The organism is Burkholderia crassaminum (genome assembly GCF_964265005.1).
GTDB lineage: Bacteria > Pseudomonadota > Gammaproteobacteria > Burkholderiales > Burkholderiaceae > Burkholderia.
In genome coordinates this window covers 365,726-383,071 of record NZ_OZ183800.1, presented here as the reverse complement: position 1 = coordinate 383,071, position 17,346 = coordinate 365,726, and the positions used below count along the sequence as shown (strand labels likewise).

Sequence of the window (17,346 nt, the reverse complement as noted above, 5' to 3'; positions counted from 1 at the left end):
CAAGAACCCCGCCTTTCGGGCGGGGGTTCTTGGCTTAGGGAGCCTGACGATTACCTACTTTCACACGGGAATCCGCACTATCATCGGCGTAGAGTCGTTTCACGGTCCTGTTCGGGATGGGAAGGGGTGGGACCGACTCGCTATGGTCATCAGGCAAAGAGGGTTGTTGCGCTGCTTCGCAGCACAACCAATCTTGGAAGAAGCAGTAATTTAGGTTGTGTGTATCACACACGAGAATCCAACTTGTCGCTCTGGATCTTGCGGCCAGTGCTGTCGCACGGCGCCGATCTACAAGGCAGACTTGTTATAGGATCAAGCCTTACGGGCAATTAGTATCAGTTAGCTGAACGCATTACTGCGCTTACACACCTGACCTATCAACGTCCTGGTCTCGAACGACCCTTCAAGGGGATCTAGTCCCCAGGGATATCTCATCTTAAGGCGAGTTTCCCGCTTAGATGCTTTCAGCGGTTATCTCTTCCGAACATAGCTACCCGGCGATGCCACTGGCGTGACAACCGGTACACCAGAGGTTCGTCCACTCCGGTCCTCTCGTACTAGGAGCAGCCCCCTTCAAATATCCAACGCCCACGGCAGATAGGGACCAAACTGTCTCACGACGTTTTAAACCCAGCTCACGTACCTCTTTAAATGGCGAACAGCCATACCCTTGGGACCGGCTACAGCCCCAGGATGAGATGAGCCGACATCGAGGTGCCAAACACCGCCGTCGATATGAACTCTTGGGCGGTATCAGCCTGTTATCCCCAGAGTACCTTTTATCCGTTGAGCGATGGCCCTTCCATACAGAACCACCGGATCACTATGACCTGCTTTCGCACCTGCTCGACTTGTCGGTCTCGCAGTTAAGCACGCTTATGCCATTGCACTATCAGCACGATTTCCGACCGTACCTAGCGTACCTTCGTACTCCTCCGTTACGCTTTGGGAGGAGACCGCCCCAGTCAAACTGCCTACCATGCACTGTCCCCGACCCGGATCACGGGCCAAGGTTAGAACCTCAAACAAACCAGGGTGGTATTTCAAGGACGGCTCCACCGAAACTAGCGTTCCGGTTTCATAGCCTCCCACCTATCCTACACAGATCGGTTCAAAGTCCAATGCAAAGCTACAGTAAAGGTTCATGGGGTCTTTCCGTCTAGCCGCGGGTAGATTGCATCATCACAAACACTTCAACTTCGCTGAGTCTCGGGAGGAGACAGTGTGGCCATCGTTACGCCATTCGTGCAGGTCGGAACTTACCCGACAAGGAATTTCGCTACCTTAGGACCGTTATAGTTACGGCCGCCGTTTACCGGGACTTCAATCAAGAGCTTGCACCCCATCATTTAATCTTCCGGCACCGGGCAGGCGTCACACCCTATACGTCCACTTTCGTGTTTGCAGAGTGCTGTGTTTTTATTAAACAGTCGCAGCCACCAGTTTATTGCAACCCCTTCACCCTTTGCCCGCAGGGGCATCAAGCTACAAGGGCGTACCTTATCCCGAAGTTACGGTACCAATTTGCCGAGTTCCTTCTCCCGAGTTCTCTCAAGCGCCTTAGAATACTCATCTCGCCCACCTGTGTCGGTTTGCGGTACGGTCATCGTTAGACTGAAGCTTAGAGGCTTTTCTTGGAACCACTTCCAATTGCTTCGCTCCCTAAGGAGCTCGCGCCACACCCTTGAATTACGCACCCGGATTTGCCTAAGTGCCTTCTCCAATGCAGCGACCGGGACTTCCAACACCCGGACAACCTTCCGCGATCCGTCCCCCCATCGCATCTAACAATGGTGCAGGAATATTGACCTGCTTCCCATCAGCTACGCATTTCTGCCTCGCCTTAGGGGCCGACTCACCCTACGCCGATGAACGTTGCGTAGGAAACCTTGGGCTTACGGCGAGGGGGCCTTTCACCCCCTTTATCGCTACTCATGTCAGCATTCGCACTTCTGATACCTCCAGCATCCCTTCCGAGACACCTTCGCAGGCTTACAGAACGCTCTCCTACCATGCGTGCAAAGCACGCATCCGCAGCTTCGGTATATAGCTTAGCCCCGTTACATCTTCCGCGCAGGACGACTCGATCAGTGAGCTATTACGCTTTCTTTAAAGGGTGGCTGCTTCTAAGCCAACCTCCTGACTGTTTTAGCCTTCCCACTTCGTTTCCCACTTAGCTATATTTGGGGACCTTAGCTGGCGGTCTGGGTTGTTTCCCTCTTGACACCGGACGTTAGCACCCGATGTCTGTCTCCCGTGATTGCACTCTTCGGTATTCGGAGTTTGCTATGGCGGGGTAATCTGCAATAGACCCCCCAACCATGACAGTGCTCTACCCCCGAAGGTGAGACACGAGGCACTACCTAAATAGTTTTCGGAGAGAACCAGCTATTTCCAAGTTTGTTTAGCCTTTCACCCCTATCCACAGCTCATCCCCTAACTTTTCAACGTTAGTGGGTTCGGACCTCCAGTACGTGTTACCGCACCTTCATCCTGGCCATGGATAGATCACTTGGTTTCGGGTCTACGCCCAGCAACTGAACGCCCTATTCGGACTCGCTTTCGCTACGCCTGCCCTATACGGTTAAGCTTGCTACTGAACGTAAGTCGCTGACCCATTATACAAAAGGTACGCCGTCACCCCTTACGAGGCTCCGACTGTTTGTATGCATGCGGTTTCAGGATCTATTTCACTCCCCTCCCGGGGTTCTTTTCGCCTTTCCCTCACGGTACTGGTTCACTATCGGTCGATCACGAGTATTTAGCCTTGGAGGATGGTCCCCCCATCTTCAGACAGGATTTCACGTGTCCCGCCCTACTTGTCGTACACTTAGTTCTTTCATACTGTTTTCGCCTACGGGGCTATCACCCGCTATGGCCGCACTTTCCAGAGCGTTCGGCTAACAATACAAATAAAGAGTACAAGGCTCATCCCATTTCGCTCGCCACTACTTTGGGAATCTCGGTTGATTTCTTTTCCTGCGGTTACTTAGATGTTTCAGTTCACCGCGTTCGCTTCACATGGCCTATGTATTCAGCCATGGATACTCCAAAAGGAGTGGGTTTCCCCATTCGGACATCTACGGATCAAAGCTTGTTTGCCAGCTCCCCGTAGCTTTTCGCAGGCTACCGCGTCCTTCATCGCCTGTGATCGCCAAGGCATCCACCACATGCACTTGTTCGCTTGACCCTATAACGAGTCTGTCTCGTTACAGGTTGAGTTCTCGCGTTGTGCCGTATTCCAATTGAGTCAAACATAGAGTTCGAATCATCTTGAGATACATCGATACAATCACAACCCGGATAACTTTCACGTCCATCTCAAGACGCTTCCGCTATCCAAATTACTTACTTCTTCCAGATTGTTAAAGAACGACAGCCGATACATACTACGTATCACTCTGACTGGCTCAATCGCCAATGCAAAATTCTCGGTTCATCGTATGAACCAAGCCCTTAGCGTTGGTGATTGGTGGAGGCAGACGGGATCGAACCGACGACCCCCTGCTTGCAAAGCAGGTGCTCTCCCAGCTGAGCTATGCCCCCATTGAGTACAGATGACCTCAGGTACCTACCATCAGACAAGACATTGGTGGGTCTGGTTGGATTCGAACCAACGACCCCCGCCTTATCAAGACGGTGCTCTAACCGACTGAGCTACAGACCCCTGAGTCTGTCTTTAATTTACAGCCGATAAGCGTGAGCGCTCAATTTTGCGAGAAGCTCTGGAAAGGAGGTGATCCAGCCGCACCTTCCGATACGGCTACCTTGTTACGACTTCACCCCAGTCATGAATCCTACCGTGGTGACCGTCCTCCTTGCGGTTAGACTAGCCACTTCTGGTAAAACCCACTCCCATGGTGTGACGGGCGGTGTGTACAAGACCCGGGAACGTATTCACCGCGGCATGCTGATCCGCGATTACTAGCGATTCCAGCTTCATGCACTCGAGTTGCAGAGTGCAATCCGGACTACGATCGGTTTTCTGGGATTAGCTCCCCCTCGCGGGTTGGCAACCCTCTGTTCCGACCATTGTATGACGTGTGAAGCCCTACCCATAAGGGCCATGAGGACTTGACGTCATCCCCACCTTCCTCCGGTTTGTCACCGGCAGTCTCCTTAGAGTGCTCTTGCGTAGCAACTAAGGACAAGGGTTGCGCTCGTTGCGGGACTTAACCCAACATCTCACGACACGAGCTGACGACAGCCATGCAGCACCTGTGCGCCGGTTCTCTTTCGAGCACTCCCACCTCTCAGCAGGATTCCGACCATGTCAAGGGTAGGTAAGGTTTTTCGCGTTGCATCGAATTAATCCACATCATCCACCGCTTGTGCGGGTCCCCGTCAATTCCTTTGAGTTTTAATCTTGCGACCGTACTCCCCAGGCGGTCAACTTCACGCGTTAGCTACGTTACTAAGGAAATGAATCCCCAACAACTAGTTGACATCGTTTAGGGCGTGGACTACCAGGGTATCTAATCCTGTTTGCTCCCCACGCTTTCGTGCATGAGCGTCAGTATTGGCCCAGGGGGCTGCCTTCGCCATCGGTATTCCTCCACATCTCTACGCATTTCACTGCTACACGTGGAATTCTACCCCCCTCTGCCATACTCTAGCCTGCCAGTCACCAATGCAGTTCCCAGGTTGAGCCCGGGGATTTCACATCGGTCTTAGCAAACCGCCTGCGCACGCTTTACGCCCAGTAATTCCGATTAACGCTCGCACCCTACGTATTACCGCGGCTGCTGGCACGTAGTTAGCCGGTGCTTATTCTTCCGGTACCGTCATCCCCCGACCGTATTAGGGTCAAGGATTTCTTTCCGGACAAAAGTGCTTTACAACCCGAAGGCCTTCTTCACACACGCGGCATTGCTGGATCAGGCTTTCGCCCATTGTCCAAAATTCCCCACTGCTGCCTCCCGTAGGAGTCTGGGCCGTGTCTCAGTCCCAGTGTGGCTGGTCGTCCTCTCAGACCAGCTACTGATCGTCGCCTTGGTAGGCCTTTACCCCACCAACTAGCTAATCAGCCATCGGCCAACCCTATAGCGCGAGGCCCGAAGGTCCCCCGCTTTCATCCGTAGATCGTATGCGGTATTAATCCGGCTTTCGCCGGGCTATCCCCCACTACAGGACATGTTCCGATGTATTACTCACCCGTTCGCCACTCGCCACCAGGTGCAAGCACCCGTGCTGCCGTTCGACTTGCATGTGTAAGGCATGCCGCCAGCGTTCAATCTGAGCCAGGATCAAACTCTTCAGTTTAAACCTGTTACTGTTTTCGGTTCAGTTAAGAACCGGTCGCTCACTCAAAGCTGACAGGAATATGAATCACTTCATAAACCTGACTTACTTTAGTGTGAGACTCTTGATACTTTCGCTATCTGATCCGAGGATCAGCTCGCTGCCATCAAGCGCCCACACTTATCGGCTGTTAATTTTTAAAGAACATTTCTGCGAGGAACTTCGTGTTTCTCAGCAGCGCTGCGTTTTCAGCAGCAGAGAAGCGAGATTATGAACCGTGTTTCGCAGCTCGTCAACAACTTTTTTACACCATCGTTGCGACTGCGGGGTTCAACTTCCAGGCCAGTTGCGCGCTCCAGACTGCAGCACACCGCCAACCCTGCTTCCCTCTTCCGCGCCGCGTTTCCGTTAGCGCGAAAGAGGCGTGATTGTAGGCACGCTTGTCGAACTGCGCAAGGGGTTTCGCAAAAAATATAAGGCCCCGCACGCTATCGCGTGCGGGGCCTTATATACAGGCAGCCTAACCGTCAGGCCGCGCGCACCTGGCGCCCGACGATCTCCATATAGTGATCGAGATCAGGCGTCACTTTTCCTTCTTCCTTCGCCGTATCGTCCCAGCGGCGCAGACGCAGTGCGTCCTCCGCGAACGGGCGCTGCAGGAATGCCGCCGTCTCCTCTTCACTGAAGATGCCGCCCTGCAGCGCGAGGCTGCGCACCGAGTCCGGCGACAGGCTCTCGAAGTAGCCGGCGTCCGTGCGGCACAGGCAGCGCTTCGCGTCGACGTGCAGCCGGATCGGCTCCAGCACCGCGTCGGAGAACAGCGGCCGCAGGAACGGCAGCACATAATACTGATGCAGATCGTCGATCCCGCGTGCGCTCGGCGTCTCACCCTGGCGATTCAACAGATGCCCGAGGTCATGCAGGAACGCCGCCGCGACCAGTGCCTCGTCCGCACCCGCCTCTTCCGCCAGCAATCCGCTCTGCAACGCATGCTCGAGCTGCGTCACCGGTTCACCGCTATAGGCCACATGGCCATGTTCACGATACAGCCCGTGGATCTCTTCCACCGTCAATGCCATTCATTCACTCCCAAGGCAGCGAAAACGTCTTCAGGTTCGTAAAGCTCTTCATCGCCTCCTGAACGCCTTCCTTGTAACCGAGCCCCGAATCCTTGATCCCGCCGAACGGCGACAGCTCGATCCGGTATCCAGGCACTTCCCATACATTCACCGTGCCGACGTTCAGTTCGTTCACGAACCGCACGACCGCCGCCGTGCTGTCGGTACACACACCCGACGACAGCCCGAACGCCGTCCCGTTGCTGATCCGGATCGCGTCGTCGATCGTATCGAACGTGATCACCGGCGACACGGGCCCGAAGGTCTCCTCGCGCACGATCGTCATCGACGGATCGACGTTGTCGAGCACGGTCGGCGAATACAGCGCGCCGCGCCGCACGTTGCCGGTCAACAGGCGCGCGCCCTGCGCGACCGCCTCCCCGACGCGCGCCTCGAACAGCCGCGCCGCCTCCTCGTCGATCACCGTGCCCATTTCGTTCGCGGGATCGAACGGATCGCCGTACTTCCATGCGCGCGTCTTCTCGACGAGCAATTCGGTGAACGCGGGCGCGATCGAGCGCTGCACCAGCATCCGCTTGACGGCCGTACAGCGCTGGCCCGAATTCCGGTACGACCCGAGCACCGCCAGCGACGCCGCGCGTTCGAGGTCGGCGTCGTCGAGGACGATCAGCGGATCGTTGCCGCCCAGCTCCAGCACGATGCGCCGGTAGCCGGCCCGCGCGGCAATCGCCTTGCCGATCGCCACACCGCCTGTGAACGTGATCAGCGACGCATGCGGGTGCGTGACGAGCTCGTCCGCGATCTCGCGCGGATCGCCGGTCAGCACCTGCAGCATCGGCTCCGGCAGCCCGGCTTCGACCAGCAGGTCGGCCAGGTAGAACGCCGACAGCGGCACCTTCTCCGACGGCTTCACGATCACGCGGTTGTTGGTCGCGATCGCCGGCGCAATCTTGTGCGCCACCTGGTTCATCGGATGATTGAACGGCGTGATCGCGACGATCACGCCGTCGAGCGGCTGCCGCTGCGAAAACACGCGGCGCGCCTTGCCATGGGGCGTCAGGTCACACGAGAAACTCTGCGCGTCGTCGCGCAGCGCCTCGACCGCCGCAAACTTCAACACGTCGGCAACGCGGCCGATCTCGTAGCGGGAGTCCTGTTTCGACAGCCCCGATTCGAGCGTGATCAGGTCGGACGCTTCTTCAATGCGCTCGCGCAACAGCGCGGCCGCGCGTTCGAGGATCTGCGAACGCTCGTAACGCGTGAGCTTCGGCCGATACGCCATCGCATAGTCGAATGCCGCGCGCACGTCGTCGACGCTCGCCAGCGGCACCGTACCGACACGCGTGCCCGTGTAAGGATCCATGACGTCGAGCGTGCGTTCGCGCGTCGCGCGCGTGCCGCACCAGCGCAGCGCCTCCGCGCGAAACGCCGGGTGATCGTGTCGGGGATGAGCCATCATGTCGCGACCCGGTTCAGCACGAAATCGAACACGTCGAAGTTGCGCGGGCGACGCGCAGGATCGACCGGCTCGATACGGCGATTGAACAGCAGCGGGACTTCCTGCTCCGACACGCCGCCATGCGAACGCAACGGCACGGTGAGGCCCGACAGATCGTGTTCGCGCTCGCGCGTGCCGAGCGTCATGTCGCGGCGGCCGATCACGACGAGATCGCCGATCCGGTCGGCCGGCAGCTCGAAACGTGCGGCGGCTTCCGCGTTGTCGAGCACGAGCTCGACGCCGTCGAGGCTGCCGACGCGCCACATCGCCTCGGCCTGGTCGACGCCCGGCGCCAGATAAATGGTCGCGAACGAGCCGAGCGCGCCGTGGTGCACGACGTACGGATCCGTGATCGGCAGGATCACGCGCGCAGCCTGCGCGCCATACCAGCCGTCGAATGCATCCTGCAGATAGATGACGTTCGGCCGGCCCGTCGCAGGATCGTGCTTCGCGTTCATCCCGTGATCGGCCGTCAGACCGATCGCCCAGCCGAGCGCGTCGAGCTGCGCGAGATAGCCGTCCATCATCGCGTAGAACGCGTTCGCGCCGGCACTGCCCGGCTCGCACTTGTGCTGCACGTAATCGGTGGTCGACAGGTACATCAGGTCGACCTGGCGCGTCTGCGCAAGCCGTACACCGGCTGCAAACACGAATTCGGACAATGCCGCGCTGTAGACGTCCGGCGACGGCAGGCCAACCCAGTCGAGCACGTCGACGATCCCGTTTTCCGCGAGATTCGCCTGCGCGGCCTTCTCGGCCGAAAAGCAGATGCCGTTCAGCTGCCAGCCGAGCAGCCGGCGCAGCTTGTCCTTCGCCGTCACGACGGCGACCCGCGCACCGGCGTCGGACGCCGCCGCGAGCAGCGTGCCGGCCCGCAGGTAGGCCGGGTCGTTCATCATGACTTCGGCGCCGCGTCCGCCGTCGGCGGCCGGGTCCCAGAAATAGTTGCCGCAGATCCCGTGGACCGACGGCGGCACGCCGCAGACGATCGACAGGTTGTTCGGGTTGGTGAAGGTCGGCACGACACAATCGGCGCGCCAGGCCGTGCCTTCCGCGATCATCCGGCCGATGAACGGCGCGACGCCCGCTTCCACCGCCCGTTCGAGATAGTCGTACTCGCAGCCGTCGACGCAGACGACGACGGTCGGCTCGACCGGCAGCCGGTAGTGCCGGCCGTTGACGTCGACGGAGCGTCCCGCGAGACCCGTCGCTGCGCCGGCTGCCGACACGTCACCGGGTTGGCGCAATGCAAACGCGGCGTTCATGATGCCCCCCGCTTGCCGCGCGGCACGCGCGCGGCGATCAACAGCAGCGCCGCGAGCGACGCGCCAAGCATCAGCAGCGACAGCGCCGATGCCGGAAGGTAATACCCCCGCTCCACCTGGCCGATCACGACGATCGGCACGGTTGCGAAGCCGGGCGGATAAACCGTCAGCGTCGCACCGAGCTCGCCGAGCGACAGCGCGAAGCCGAGTGCGAGGCTCGCACGCAGCGCCGGCACCAGCTGCGGCAACAGCACGCGGCGCAGCACCATCGCGGGCGGCGCGCCGAGGCTCGCCGCCGCTTCGCGCAGCACGGTCAGTTCCGGACGCAGCGCGGCGGCCGCGCAGCGATAGCAGAACGGCAAGATCAGCGCGAGCTGCACGAACACGACGATCGCCGCCGAGCTCGACAGGTCGACCGGCTTCTGGTGATACGCGATCAGCACCGCGAGCCCGAGCACGACGCTCGGCACACCGTTCGGCACCATCACGAGCGCGTCGACCACCGCGCCAAGGCCGCGCCGGTCGCGCCCTTCGAGCGCCAGCGCGAGCCACAGCCCGAGGATCGTGCCGACCGCCGACACGCCGAAGCCGATTTCGAGGCTCGTCAGCAGCGCGTCGTATTCCGGCGACCCCAGCCGCTCGAACCAGCGCAGGCTGTAGCCGGCCGGCAAAATCGTGCCCGACCACTGGGTCGACACGCTCGACAGCGCGACGACGACGACCGGCAACACGAACAACCAGAAGCACGCGAACGCGGCCAGCGCGAGCGCCGCGCGCGACGCATGCTTGAGCACCGTGTCGCCCCAGCCGATCTGGTGGCGCGGCACGGCTTGCCCGATACGGAATTCAGCGGACATCGTTCCCTCCCGTCGCACGCCGGTTCACCCGGCGATAAACCGCATACAGTGCCAGCGACAGCGCGAGCATCACGACCGCACCGGCCGACGCGGTCGGCAGGTCGAGGTCGACGGTCGCGCTGCTGTAGATCGCAACCGGCAGCGTTACCAGCCGTGCGCTGCCGAGCACGAGCAGAATCCCGAATTCGTTCAGCGTCAGCAGGAAGCACAGCACGGTGCCGGCGGCGATGCCCGGCCACGCGATCGGCAGTACGACGCGGCGGGAGAGCATCCAGCCGGAAGCGCCGAGGCTGCGCGCGGCTTCGATCAACCGCAAATCGAGCGTCGCGAACGACGCGAGCGTCGGCCGCACGACGAATGGCGTATAGAACACGGTCTGCGCGAGGATCACGCCGCCGATGCCGAACAGGAAATCGAGCGGCGGATTCTCGAGATGGAACAGGTGCTGCAGCGCGATACTGATCGAGCCTTGCGAGCCGTACAGGAAGATCAGCGTGAACGCGACGAGAAACGACGGGAACGCGACGTACAGCTCCAGGAAGCGCGTGACGAGCGATGCGCCCGGAAACGGCTTGAAGAACAGCAGCGCGGCCAGCAGCACGCCGAGCACCGACGCGGTGCCCGCGCTCGCGAACAGCACGCCGAGCGTGGTCAGCAGCACGTTGCGCGTGTCGGGGTTGCCGAAGAACGTGCGGTACGCGGCGAAACTCAGCCCGTGGTCGCCCGACACGCTCAGCAGCACGAGCCGCACGAGCGGGTAGACAACGAGCGGGCCCAGCACGACGATCGCGAGCGCGGCCAGATGCAGGTCGCCCATGCGCTTGCGGCGCCGCGCGGCGGCGGCGTGCGCGGCGGCCGACGCGAGCACGTGCGGCGGCAGGCCGGCTTCAGGGCTCGATAAGGACGACATCGTCTGCCTCGCAATGCAGGGAAACGCGCGCACCGCGCTCGGGAGCCGCACCGCGGCCGCGTTGCATCGTGACACGCACGGGCTCGTCGGGCGCCGCATCGATCGTGACCGCGATCGACAGATCCGCGCCCTGCCATTCGACGGACGACACCGTGCCGTGCAGCCCGCCCGCGGCGGGCGGCATCACGGTCAGGCGCTCGGGGCGCACGCAAGCCACCTTGCCGCGCACTTCATGACGCGGATCGCCGAGCGGGAAGATCACGTGCGGCGGCAGCAGGTTCGCCGGGCCGAGATAACGCGCGACGTAGCCGTCCTGCGGCGCGTCATACAGCTGCTGCGGCGTGCCGAGCTGCGCGATGTGGCCGTCGCGCATCAGCAGCGCGCGGTCGGACAGCACGAGCGCGTCGTCGCGGTCGTGCGTCACGCAGACGACGGTCAGGTTCGGCAGGCGCTCGTGCAGCGCCTTCAGTTCGCTGCGCACCGAGGCGCGCAGGTTGGCGTCGAGCGCCGACAGCGGCTCGTCGAGCAGCAGCACGTCCGGCTCGATCACGAGCGCGCGCGCCAGCGCAACGCGCTGCTGCATCCCGCCCGACAGCTGCGCGGGCAGGTGATGGCCCGCATCGCCGAGCTGCACGAGCTTCAGCGCATCGGCGACGCGGCGCGTCACTTCCGACGACGCCATGCCGCGCGCGCGCAGCCCGAATGCGACGTTCTCGAACACCGACAGGTGCGGGAACAGCGCGTAATTCTGGAACAGCAGACCGAGGTTGCGCTTGTGCGGCGGCGCATAGGTCAGGTCACGCCCGGCAACGGTCAGCGTGCCGGTCAGGCCGTCGGCCTTCACGAACCCGGCGATGAAGCGCAGCAGCGTGGTCTTGCCGCAGCCGCTCTTGCCGAGCACGGTCAGAAATTCACCGGCACCGATCGACAGCGACAGATCTTCCAGCACCGTGCGTGCGCCGTAGCGCACGCTCAGGTGTTCGATCTGCACGCCGCCCGGCGCGCCGGACCGCAGCGTTGCTTGCGGTTCGGCGGCGCCGAATGCGCCGGGATGGGTCAGGGTGGTTTCCACCGGGTTCATCCTCTTGCTCACTAATACAGGCGGCGTGCGCCGATCACTTCGGCTTGACGACGTCGAGCTGCTTGCCCGAGCTGCCGATCACGTCCTTCTTCCAGCGCTCGATCCACACCGGCTTCTTCGCCATCACCTGGGTCCAGTCGACCGGGATCAGCTTCACGCCCGCGATCGCCTTCTTGACCGCTTCGCCGTTCTTGCCCGCCAGCGGCACGTCCGTGCGGCCCGGGATGCCGTACATGTCCGGCACCTTCGACTGCACTTCCGTCGACATCAGGTAGTCGATCAGCTTCTTGCCGGCGTCCTGGTTCGGGCCGCTCTTGATCAGGCCGATGCCGTACGGGAGCTGGAACGTGGTCGGCTGGTCGCCTTCCTTCGCGGCCAGGAAGATCGGCTTGACGGACAGCGCGCCGTGTTCGGCGTCGTCGAGGTCCATCTGCAGGTCGCCGTTCGCGACGCTGATCTCGTTACGCGACAGCAGCACGTTCAGGTAGCCCGTGCCCTTCGTGTGGAACTTCACGCTTTGCGACAGCTTCGCGAGGTAGTCGAACGCCTTGTCCTCGCCCATCAGCGACGTCGTCAGGATCAGCACGGCCATCCCGTCGCCGGCCGTGGCCGGGTTCGAGTAAGCGACCTTGCCCGCGTAGGCCGGCGACAGCAGGTCGGCGAACGTCTTCGGCTGGTTCTTCACGACATCCGGGTTGATCGCGAACGAGAAGTAGTTGTTCACGAACGTCGCCCACGTGCCGTCTTCCGCCTTCGCAATGGCCGGCACGTTCTTGTAGTTCACGCTCTGGTACGGCTGCAGCAGGCCCATCTGGCCGGCTTGCTGAATGAACGGCGGCAGCGTGACGATCACGTCGGCCTTCGGGGAATTCTTCTCGATGTTCGCGCGGTTGACGACTTCGCCGCTGCCCGCCGTCACGATGTTGACCTTGACGCCTTCCTTCTTCTCGAAGGCCGGCAGCACATCGCGATAGAGGTTCTCGAGACCGTCTGCCGTATACAGCACGACCGCGCTCGCCGCATGCGCGGGCAACGCGGCGCCCATCAGCCCGGCGACGCTGGCGGCCAGCGCAAGCTTGCGGAACGCGCCGGCAGCGGCGCGCGAGGAATTCTGCAGTGTCATCTCACTTCTCCGTAGGCGGAACACCAAATGGCCGGGGCACGATCCGGCTCTCCTGTTATCTCGGGCAAGGCCGATCAACGGCCTGCCTCGCCGCCGCGCTGAAGTCTGGTTTCTCGCGGCAAGCGAAGGATCACAGCGTTCGATGACAAACCCGTGACGAGTGCCACAATTTCCAAAAAATGACACATTTTGCCAATATCATGCAAGTCATTCAGAAATGCCGCCCGGCGTTTCTTCCAACCTTTGCAAGGGAAAACCATGTCCGATCCGATTCTTCTTACGCCCGGCCCGCTCACCACGTCCGCCACAACCCGCCACGCAATGCAACATGACTGGGGCTCGTGGGATGCTGCTTTCAATCAACTGACGGCCAGCGTCTGCGCGGATCTCGTCGCCATTGCGCACGGCGGCGACGAGTACGTGTGCGTACCGATGCAGGGGAGCGGCACGTTCTCGGTCGAAGCCGCGCTCGGCACGCTGGTGCCGCGAGACGGCGTCGTGCTGGTGCCCGACAACGGCGCGTACTGCACGCGCATCCTGAAGATCCTCGGCCGGCTCGGTATCGAAGCGATCGCCTTGCCGTTCGGCGAGGACGCGGCCGTCGATCCGGCCGCGATCGAAGCCGCATTCGCACGCGAGCCGCGCATCACGCACGTCGCACAGGTGCATCTGGAGACGAGTGCCGGCATCCTGAACCCGCTCGACGATATCGCCGCCGTGTGCCGGCGTCACGGCAAGCGGCTGATCGTCGACGCGATGAGCTCGTTCGGCGCGCTGCCGATCACGCTGGCCGGCAGCGGGATCGATGCGCTGATCTCGGCGAGTGGCAAATGTCTAGAAGGCGTGCCGGGGATGGGGTTCGCGATCGTGCGGCGCGACGCGCTCGACGCGAGCGAAGGCAACTCGCCGTCGCTCGCGCTCGATCTCCATGATCAGTACGCGTACCTGCGCAAGACGGGCCAGTGGCGCTTCACGCCGCCGACGCACGTGATCGCCGCACTGCGCGCCGCGCTCGACCAGTACCTCGCCGAAGGCGGCCAGCCGGCGCGCGGCGCGCGCTACGTGGACAACTGCCGGACGCTGGTCGAATCGATGCGTGCGCTCGGCTTCACGCCGTTCCTCGACGCAAGCGTGCAGGCGCCGGTGATCGTCACGTTCCATGCGCCCGACCACCCGGCCTACGATTTCCGCCGCTTCTACGACGCGGTGCGTGACGCGGGCTTCATCCTGTATCCGGGCAAGCTCACGCAGCTCGAGACGTTCCGCGTCGGCTGCATCGGCGCGATCGACTCGAACGATATCCGGCGCGCGGTCGCGGCGATCGCGCAGGCGGTCGAATCGCTCGGCATCGCGGTGCAGCGCGCATAAGCGCGGCACTATGCGAGCCGGCGGATCCGCCGGCGCGTGCAAGCAAAAAAGCCCGGCGGCCTTGCGGCTGCCGGGCTAACGCACTGGATGTGCGTGGAGCCGGTGCTTACAGCTCGATCCGCTTGATGTCGCCGACGACGAAGATGTACGACGCCGCGCCGACCAGCGCGATCACGCCGATGAACACGAGCGCGCCGACGAACGAGCCGGTCGACGCGACGATGAAGCCGACGACCAGCGGCGTGACGATCCCCGCGAGGTTCGCCGCGAAGTTGAAGATGCCGCCCGTCACGCCGAGCAGGCCGTCCGGCGCGATGTCCGACACGAGCGTCCAGCCGAGCGCGGCCATCCCCTGCGCGAAAAACGCAACCGACATGATCGCGATCACGGCTTCGTTGCTCTTCACGTAGTTCGCGAGAATGATCGTCGATGCGAGCAGCAGGCCCGCGATGATCGGCAGCTTGCGTGCAAGGTTCGCGGACTTGCCGCGGCGCAGCAGCCAGTCGGAGAAGATCCCGCCGAACATCACGCCGACCGACGCGGCGATGAACGGCATCACCGCGAAGAAGCCGATCTTCAGCCAGCCCATGTGGCGCTCGGTGGCGAGGTAGGTCGGGAACCAGGTCAGGAAGAACACGAGCGTCGAGTTGCCGGCGAACTGGCCGAGGCAGATGCCCGCGAGCTGGCGCTTCTTCAGCAGTTTGCCGGCCATCGCCCAGCTGAACTTCTTCTGCCCGCCCTTGCCGCCTTTGTCGCCGTCCTTGCGTGCACCGTGCACGAGACCGCCACCCGCCTCGATATACGCGAGCTCCTCCGAGTTGGCGCCCGGATGGTTGCGCGGCTCATGATAGAACTTCCACCAGACCAGGCCGAACACGATGCCGATCGTGCCGACAACCCAGAACAGCGAGCGCCAGCCGAACGCGCCCATCAGCGCGAACAGCACCGGGCTGAAGAACGCGAGGCCGATGTACTCGCCGACGGTATAAGTGCCGGTCGCCATCGCGCGCTCGTTCTGCGGAAACCACGTCGCGACGACCCGGCTGTTGGTCGGGAAGCACGGCGCCTCTGTCACGCCGAGCCCGAGCCGGCATGCGAACAGCGTCGCGATGCCCGGCACGAAGCCCTGCAGGAACGTGCACAGCGACCACAGTGTCATCGACCAGTAATAGGTGATCTTGCTGCCGAAGCGGTCGAGGAACAGGCCGCCGGGCACCTGCATCGCGACGTAAGTCCACGAAAACGCGGAAAACATGATGCCCATCACGGCCGCGTTGATGCCGAGCTCCTTGGTGAGCTGCGGCGCAGCCACCCCCAGCACGGTACGGTCGAGATAGTTGATCATCGTGCCGATCGCGAGCAGCGCGAGAATCTTGTAACGCGCCGAGGTGCGCCGGACCGTGCCGGCCGCCTGCGCCGGCGCGGCGCTCGTGTGGGTGGTGTGCTGCATGGTCGTCTCCTGGTCTCTCTTTCTGTAAGGGGTCAGCGCGTGACGAGCGACTGAAAGTGATCGAACATCCGCTCGGCATCGGGCGGGCGTCCGGTGAAGATCTCGAACGCGTCGACGGCCTGGTAGACGGCCATCCCGCCGCCCGGCAACGTGGCGCAGCCGGCCGCGCGCGCGGCGTGGATCAGTTCGGTTTCGAGCGGGAAGTACACGATGTCGGCCACCCACATGCCGGCGTGGAGCAGCTCGGCCGGCAGCGGCAGGCCCGGATGCTTGGCCATGCCGGTCGGCGTCGCGTGGATCAGGCCCGTCGCGACACGCATCGCGTCCGCGAGATCGCCGCCCTGTACAACCCGTGCCGCGGGGAAGCGCTGCTGCAGCTCGGCCGCGAGCGCGGCGGCGCGCGTGCCGTCGACATCGAAAATCGTCAGTTCGGCCGCGCCCATCTGCAGCGCAGCATGCGCCACGGCCGCGCCCGCGCCGCCCGCGCCGAGCTGGACGACGCGTTCGAGCGACGCGTCGGGCAACCCGCGGCGGAACGATTTCGCGAAGCCCGACCAGTCGGTGTTGTGGCCGATCCGCTTGCCGTCCTTGAACAGCACGGTGTTCACTGCGCCGAGCGCACGCGCATCGTCCGACAGCGCGTCGAGGTGCCCGATCACGCGCTGCTTGCACGGGTGCGTAATGTTCAGGCCGTTGTAGCCCATCCGCTGCGCGTCATCGAGCAGTTGCGGCAGTGCGTCGGCGGTCACGCCGAGCGCGTCGAGATCGATGCGCCGGTAGACATAGCCGAACCCCTGGCGGAATCCTTCTTCCTCGTGCATCGCGGGCGACAGCGAGCCGCCGATGCCCTGGCCGATCAGGCCGATCAGAAACGACGGGCGGCTCATCGTGCGGCTCCCTGCGCGAACAGCGTCGCCAGACGCTGCAGCGCGAAGGCGTAGCCTTCGGTGCCGCAGCCGCAGATCACGGCTTCGGCGACCGCCGACACATAGGAATGGTGGCGGAACACTTCGCGACGATGCACGTTCGAGATATGGACTTCGATCACCGGCTTCGCGATCGCGGAAAGCGCATCGGCCAGCGCCACCGACGTATGCGTATAGGCAGCCGGGTTGATCACGATGCCGTGCGTGTCGTGACGCGCGGCATGCAGCCAGTCGATCAACTGGTGCTCGGCGTTCGACTGGCGGAAGTCGATGTCCAGCCCGAGCCCCTCTGCCGCCGTGCGGCAGCGCTGCTCGACGTCGGCGAGCGTTTCCGCGCCGTAGATATGGGGCTCGCGCGTCCCCAGCAGATTCAGGTTCGGGCCGTTCAGCACCAGCACCTTGTGCTTGCTCATGGTGGTTCTGCTCCTAAAACAGGGGCGGACCGTGACCGGCATCGCCCCGAAAACATCGGAATTTGGCGCTAGTGTGCGCCCGGGAATGCGGACTGTCTTTTCGGGTTTTCGCTAATTTGTACCACCTAGTTAGTT

General features: G+C 62.4%; 11 protein-coding genes, 2 tRNA genes and 3 rRNA genes. 1 reads left to right on the top strand and 15 read right to left on the bottom strand.

Features of this window, described 5'->3' with window-relative positions:
- Positions 1–41: 41 nt before the first annotated feature.
- The 12 genes from rrf to phnS form a co-directional block, all read right to left on the bottom strand.
- Positions 42–154, bottom strand: a 5S ribosomal RNA gene (gene rrf, locus ACPTTF_RS18895).
- 154 nt (positions 155–308) lie between these two features.
- Positions 309–3,190 (bottom strand): 23S ribosomal RNA (locus ACPTTF_RS18890).
- A 280-nt stretch (positions 3,191–3,470) separates the two neighbouring features.
- Positions 3,471–3,546, bottom strand: a tRNA-Ala gene (locus tag ACPTTF_RS18885).
- A 44-nt stretch (positions 3,547–3,590) separates the two neighbouring features.
- Positions 3,591–3,667, bottom strand: a tRNA-Ile gene (locus tag ACPTTF_RS18880).
- A 62-nt stretch (positions 3,668–3,729) separates the two neighbouring features.
- Positions 3,730–5,262 (bottom strand): 16S ribosomal RNA (locus ACPTTF_RS18875).
- Together the 16S, 23S and 5S rRNA genes with 2 tRNA genes alongside form the textbook arrangement of a ribosomal RNA operon.
- 506 nt (positions 5,263–5,768) lie before the next feature.
- Positions 5,769–6,320 (bottom strand): phosphonate degradation HD-domain oxygenase, encoded by a 552-nt coding sequence (locus ACPTTF_RS18870; RefSeq protein ID WP_423367735.1) that lies wholly within the window; start codon positions 6,318–6,320, stop codon positions 5,769–5,771.
- Positions 6,321–6,324: 4 nt separating this feature from the next.
- Positions 6,325–7,779: a phosphonoacetaldehyde dehydrogenase gene (gene phnY, locus ACPTTF_RS18865; RefSeq protein ID WP_423367734.1), complete on the bottom strand. Its 1,455-nt coding sequence runs from the start codon at positions 7,777–7,779 to the stop codon at positions 6,325–6,327.
- Positions 7,776–9,083, bottom strand: a complete 1,308-nt coding sequence (gene phnA / locus ACPTTF_RS18860) for a phosphonoacetate hydrolase (RefSeq protein ID WP_423367733.1) — start codon at positions 9,081–9,083, stop codon at positions 7,776–7,778. The genes phnY and phnA overlap by 4 nt, the downstream gene beginning before the upstream one ends.
- A complete protein-coding gene (gene phnV / locus ACPTTF_RS18855; protein ID WP_423367732.1) occupies positions 9,080–9,940 on the bottom strand; it encodes a 2-aminoethylphosphonate ABC transport system, membrane component PhnV in 861 nt (286 codons plus the stop codon). The genes phnA and phnV overlap by 4 nt, the downstream gene beginning before the upstream one ends.
- A complete protein-coding gene (gene phnU, locus ACPTTF_RS18850) occupies positions 9,930–10,850 on the bottom strand; it encodes a 2-aminoethylphosphonate ABC transporter permease subunit (RefSeq protein ID WP_423367731.1) in 921 nt (306 codons plus the stop codon). Before phnU ends, phnV begins: the two co-directional genes overlap by 11 nt.
- A complete protein-coding gene (gene phnT, locus ACPTTF_RS18845; RefSeq protein ID WP_043180847.1) occupies positions 10,828–11,931 on the bottom strand; it encodes a 2-aminoethylphosphonate ABC transport system ATP-binding subunit PhnT in 1,104 nt (367 codons plus the stop codon). Before phnT ends, phnU begins: the two co-directional genes overlap by 23 nt.
- Positions 11,932–11,965: 34 nt before the next feature.
- Positions 11,966–13,054: a 2-aminoethylphosphonate ABC transporter substrate-binding protein gene (gene phnS, locus ACPTTF_RS18840; RefSeq protein ID WP_423367730.1), complete on the bottom strand. Its 1,089-nt coding sequence runs from the start codon at positions 13,052–13,054 to the stop codon at positions 11,966–11,968.
- 258 nt (positions 13,055–13,312) lie between these two features.
- Here phnS and ACPTTF_RS18835 point away from each other — a divergent pair, with 258 nt between their 5' ends.
- A complete protein-coding gene (locus tag ACPTTF_RS18835; RefSeq protein WP_423367729.1) occupies positions 13,313–14,422 on the top strand; it encodes a 2-aminoethylphosphonate--pyruvate transaminase in 1,110 nt (369 codons plus the stop codon).
- A gap of 106 nt (positions 14,423–14,528) precedes the next feature.
- Here ACPTTF_RS18835 and ACPTTF_RS18830 read toward each other — a convergent pair whose 3' ends face one another.
- The 3 genes from ACPTTF_RS18830 to aroQ are packed head-to-tail and all read right to left on the bottom strand — an operon-like array spanning position 14,529 to position 17,211.
- Positions 14,529–15,872 carry an MFS transporter gene (locus ACPTTF_RS18830; protein WP_423367728.1) on the bottom strand — a complete coding sequence of 448 codons (1,344 nt, stop codon included), beginning with the start codon at positions 15,870–15,872 and terminating at the stop codon, positions 14,529–14,531.
- A gap of 32 nt (positions 15,873–15,904) precedes the next feature.
- Positions 15,905–16,759, bottom strand: coding sequence for a shikimate dehydrogenase (locus ACPTTF_RS18825; protein ID WP_423367727.1), 855 nt, complete (start codon positions 16,757–16,759; stop codon positions 15,905–15,907).
- Complete coding sequence (aroQ, locus tag ACPTTF_RS18820; RefSeq protein ID WP_423367726.1) at positions 16,756–17,211, bottom strand: type II 3-dehydroquinate dehydratase; 456 nt, start codon at positions 17,209–17,211, stop codon at positions 16,756–16,758. Before aroQ ends, ACPTTF_RS18825 begins: the two co-directional genes overlap by 4 nt.
- Between the last annotated feature and the right edge of the window lie 135 nt (positions 17,212–17,346).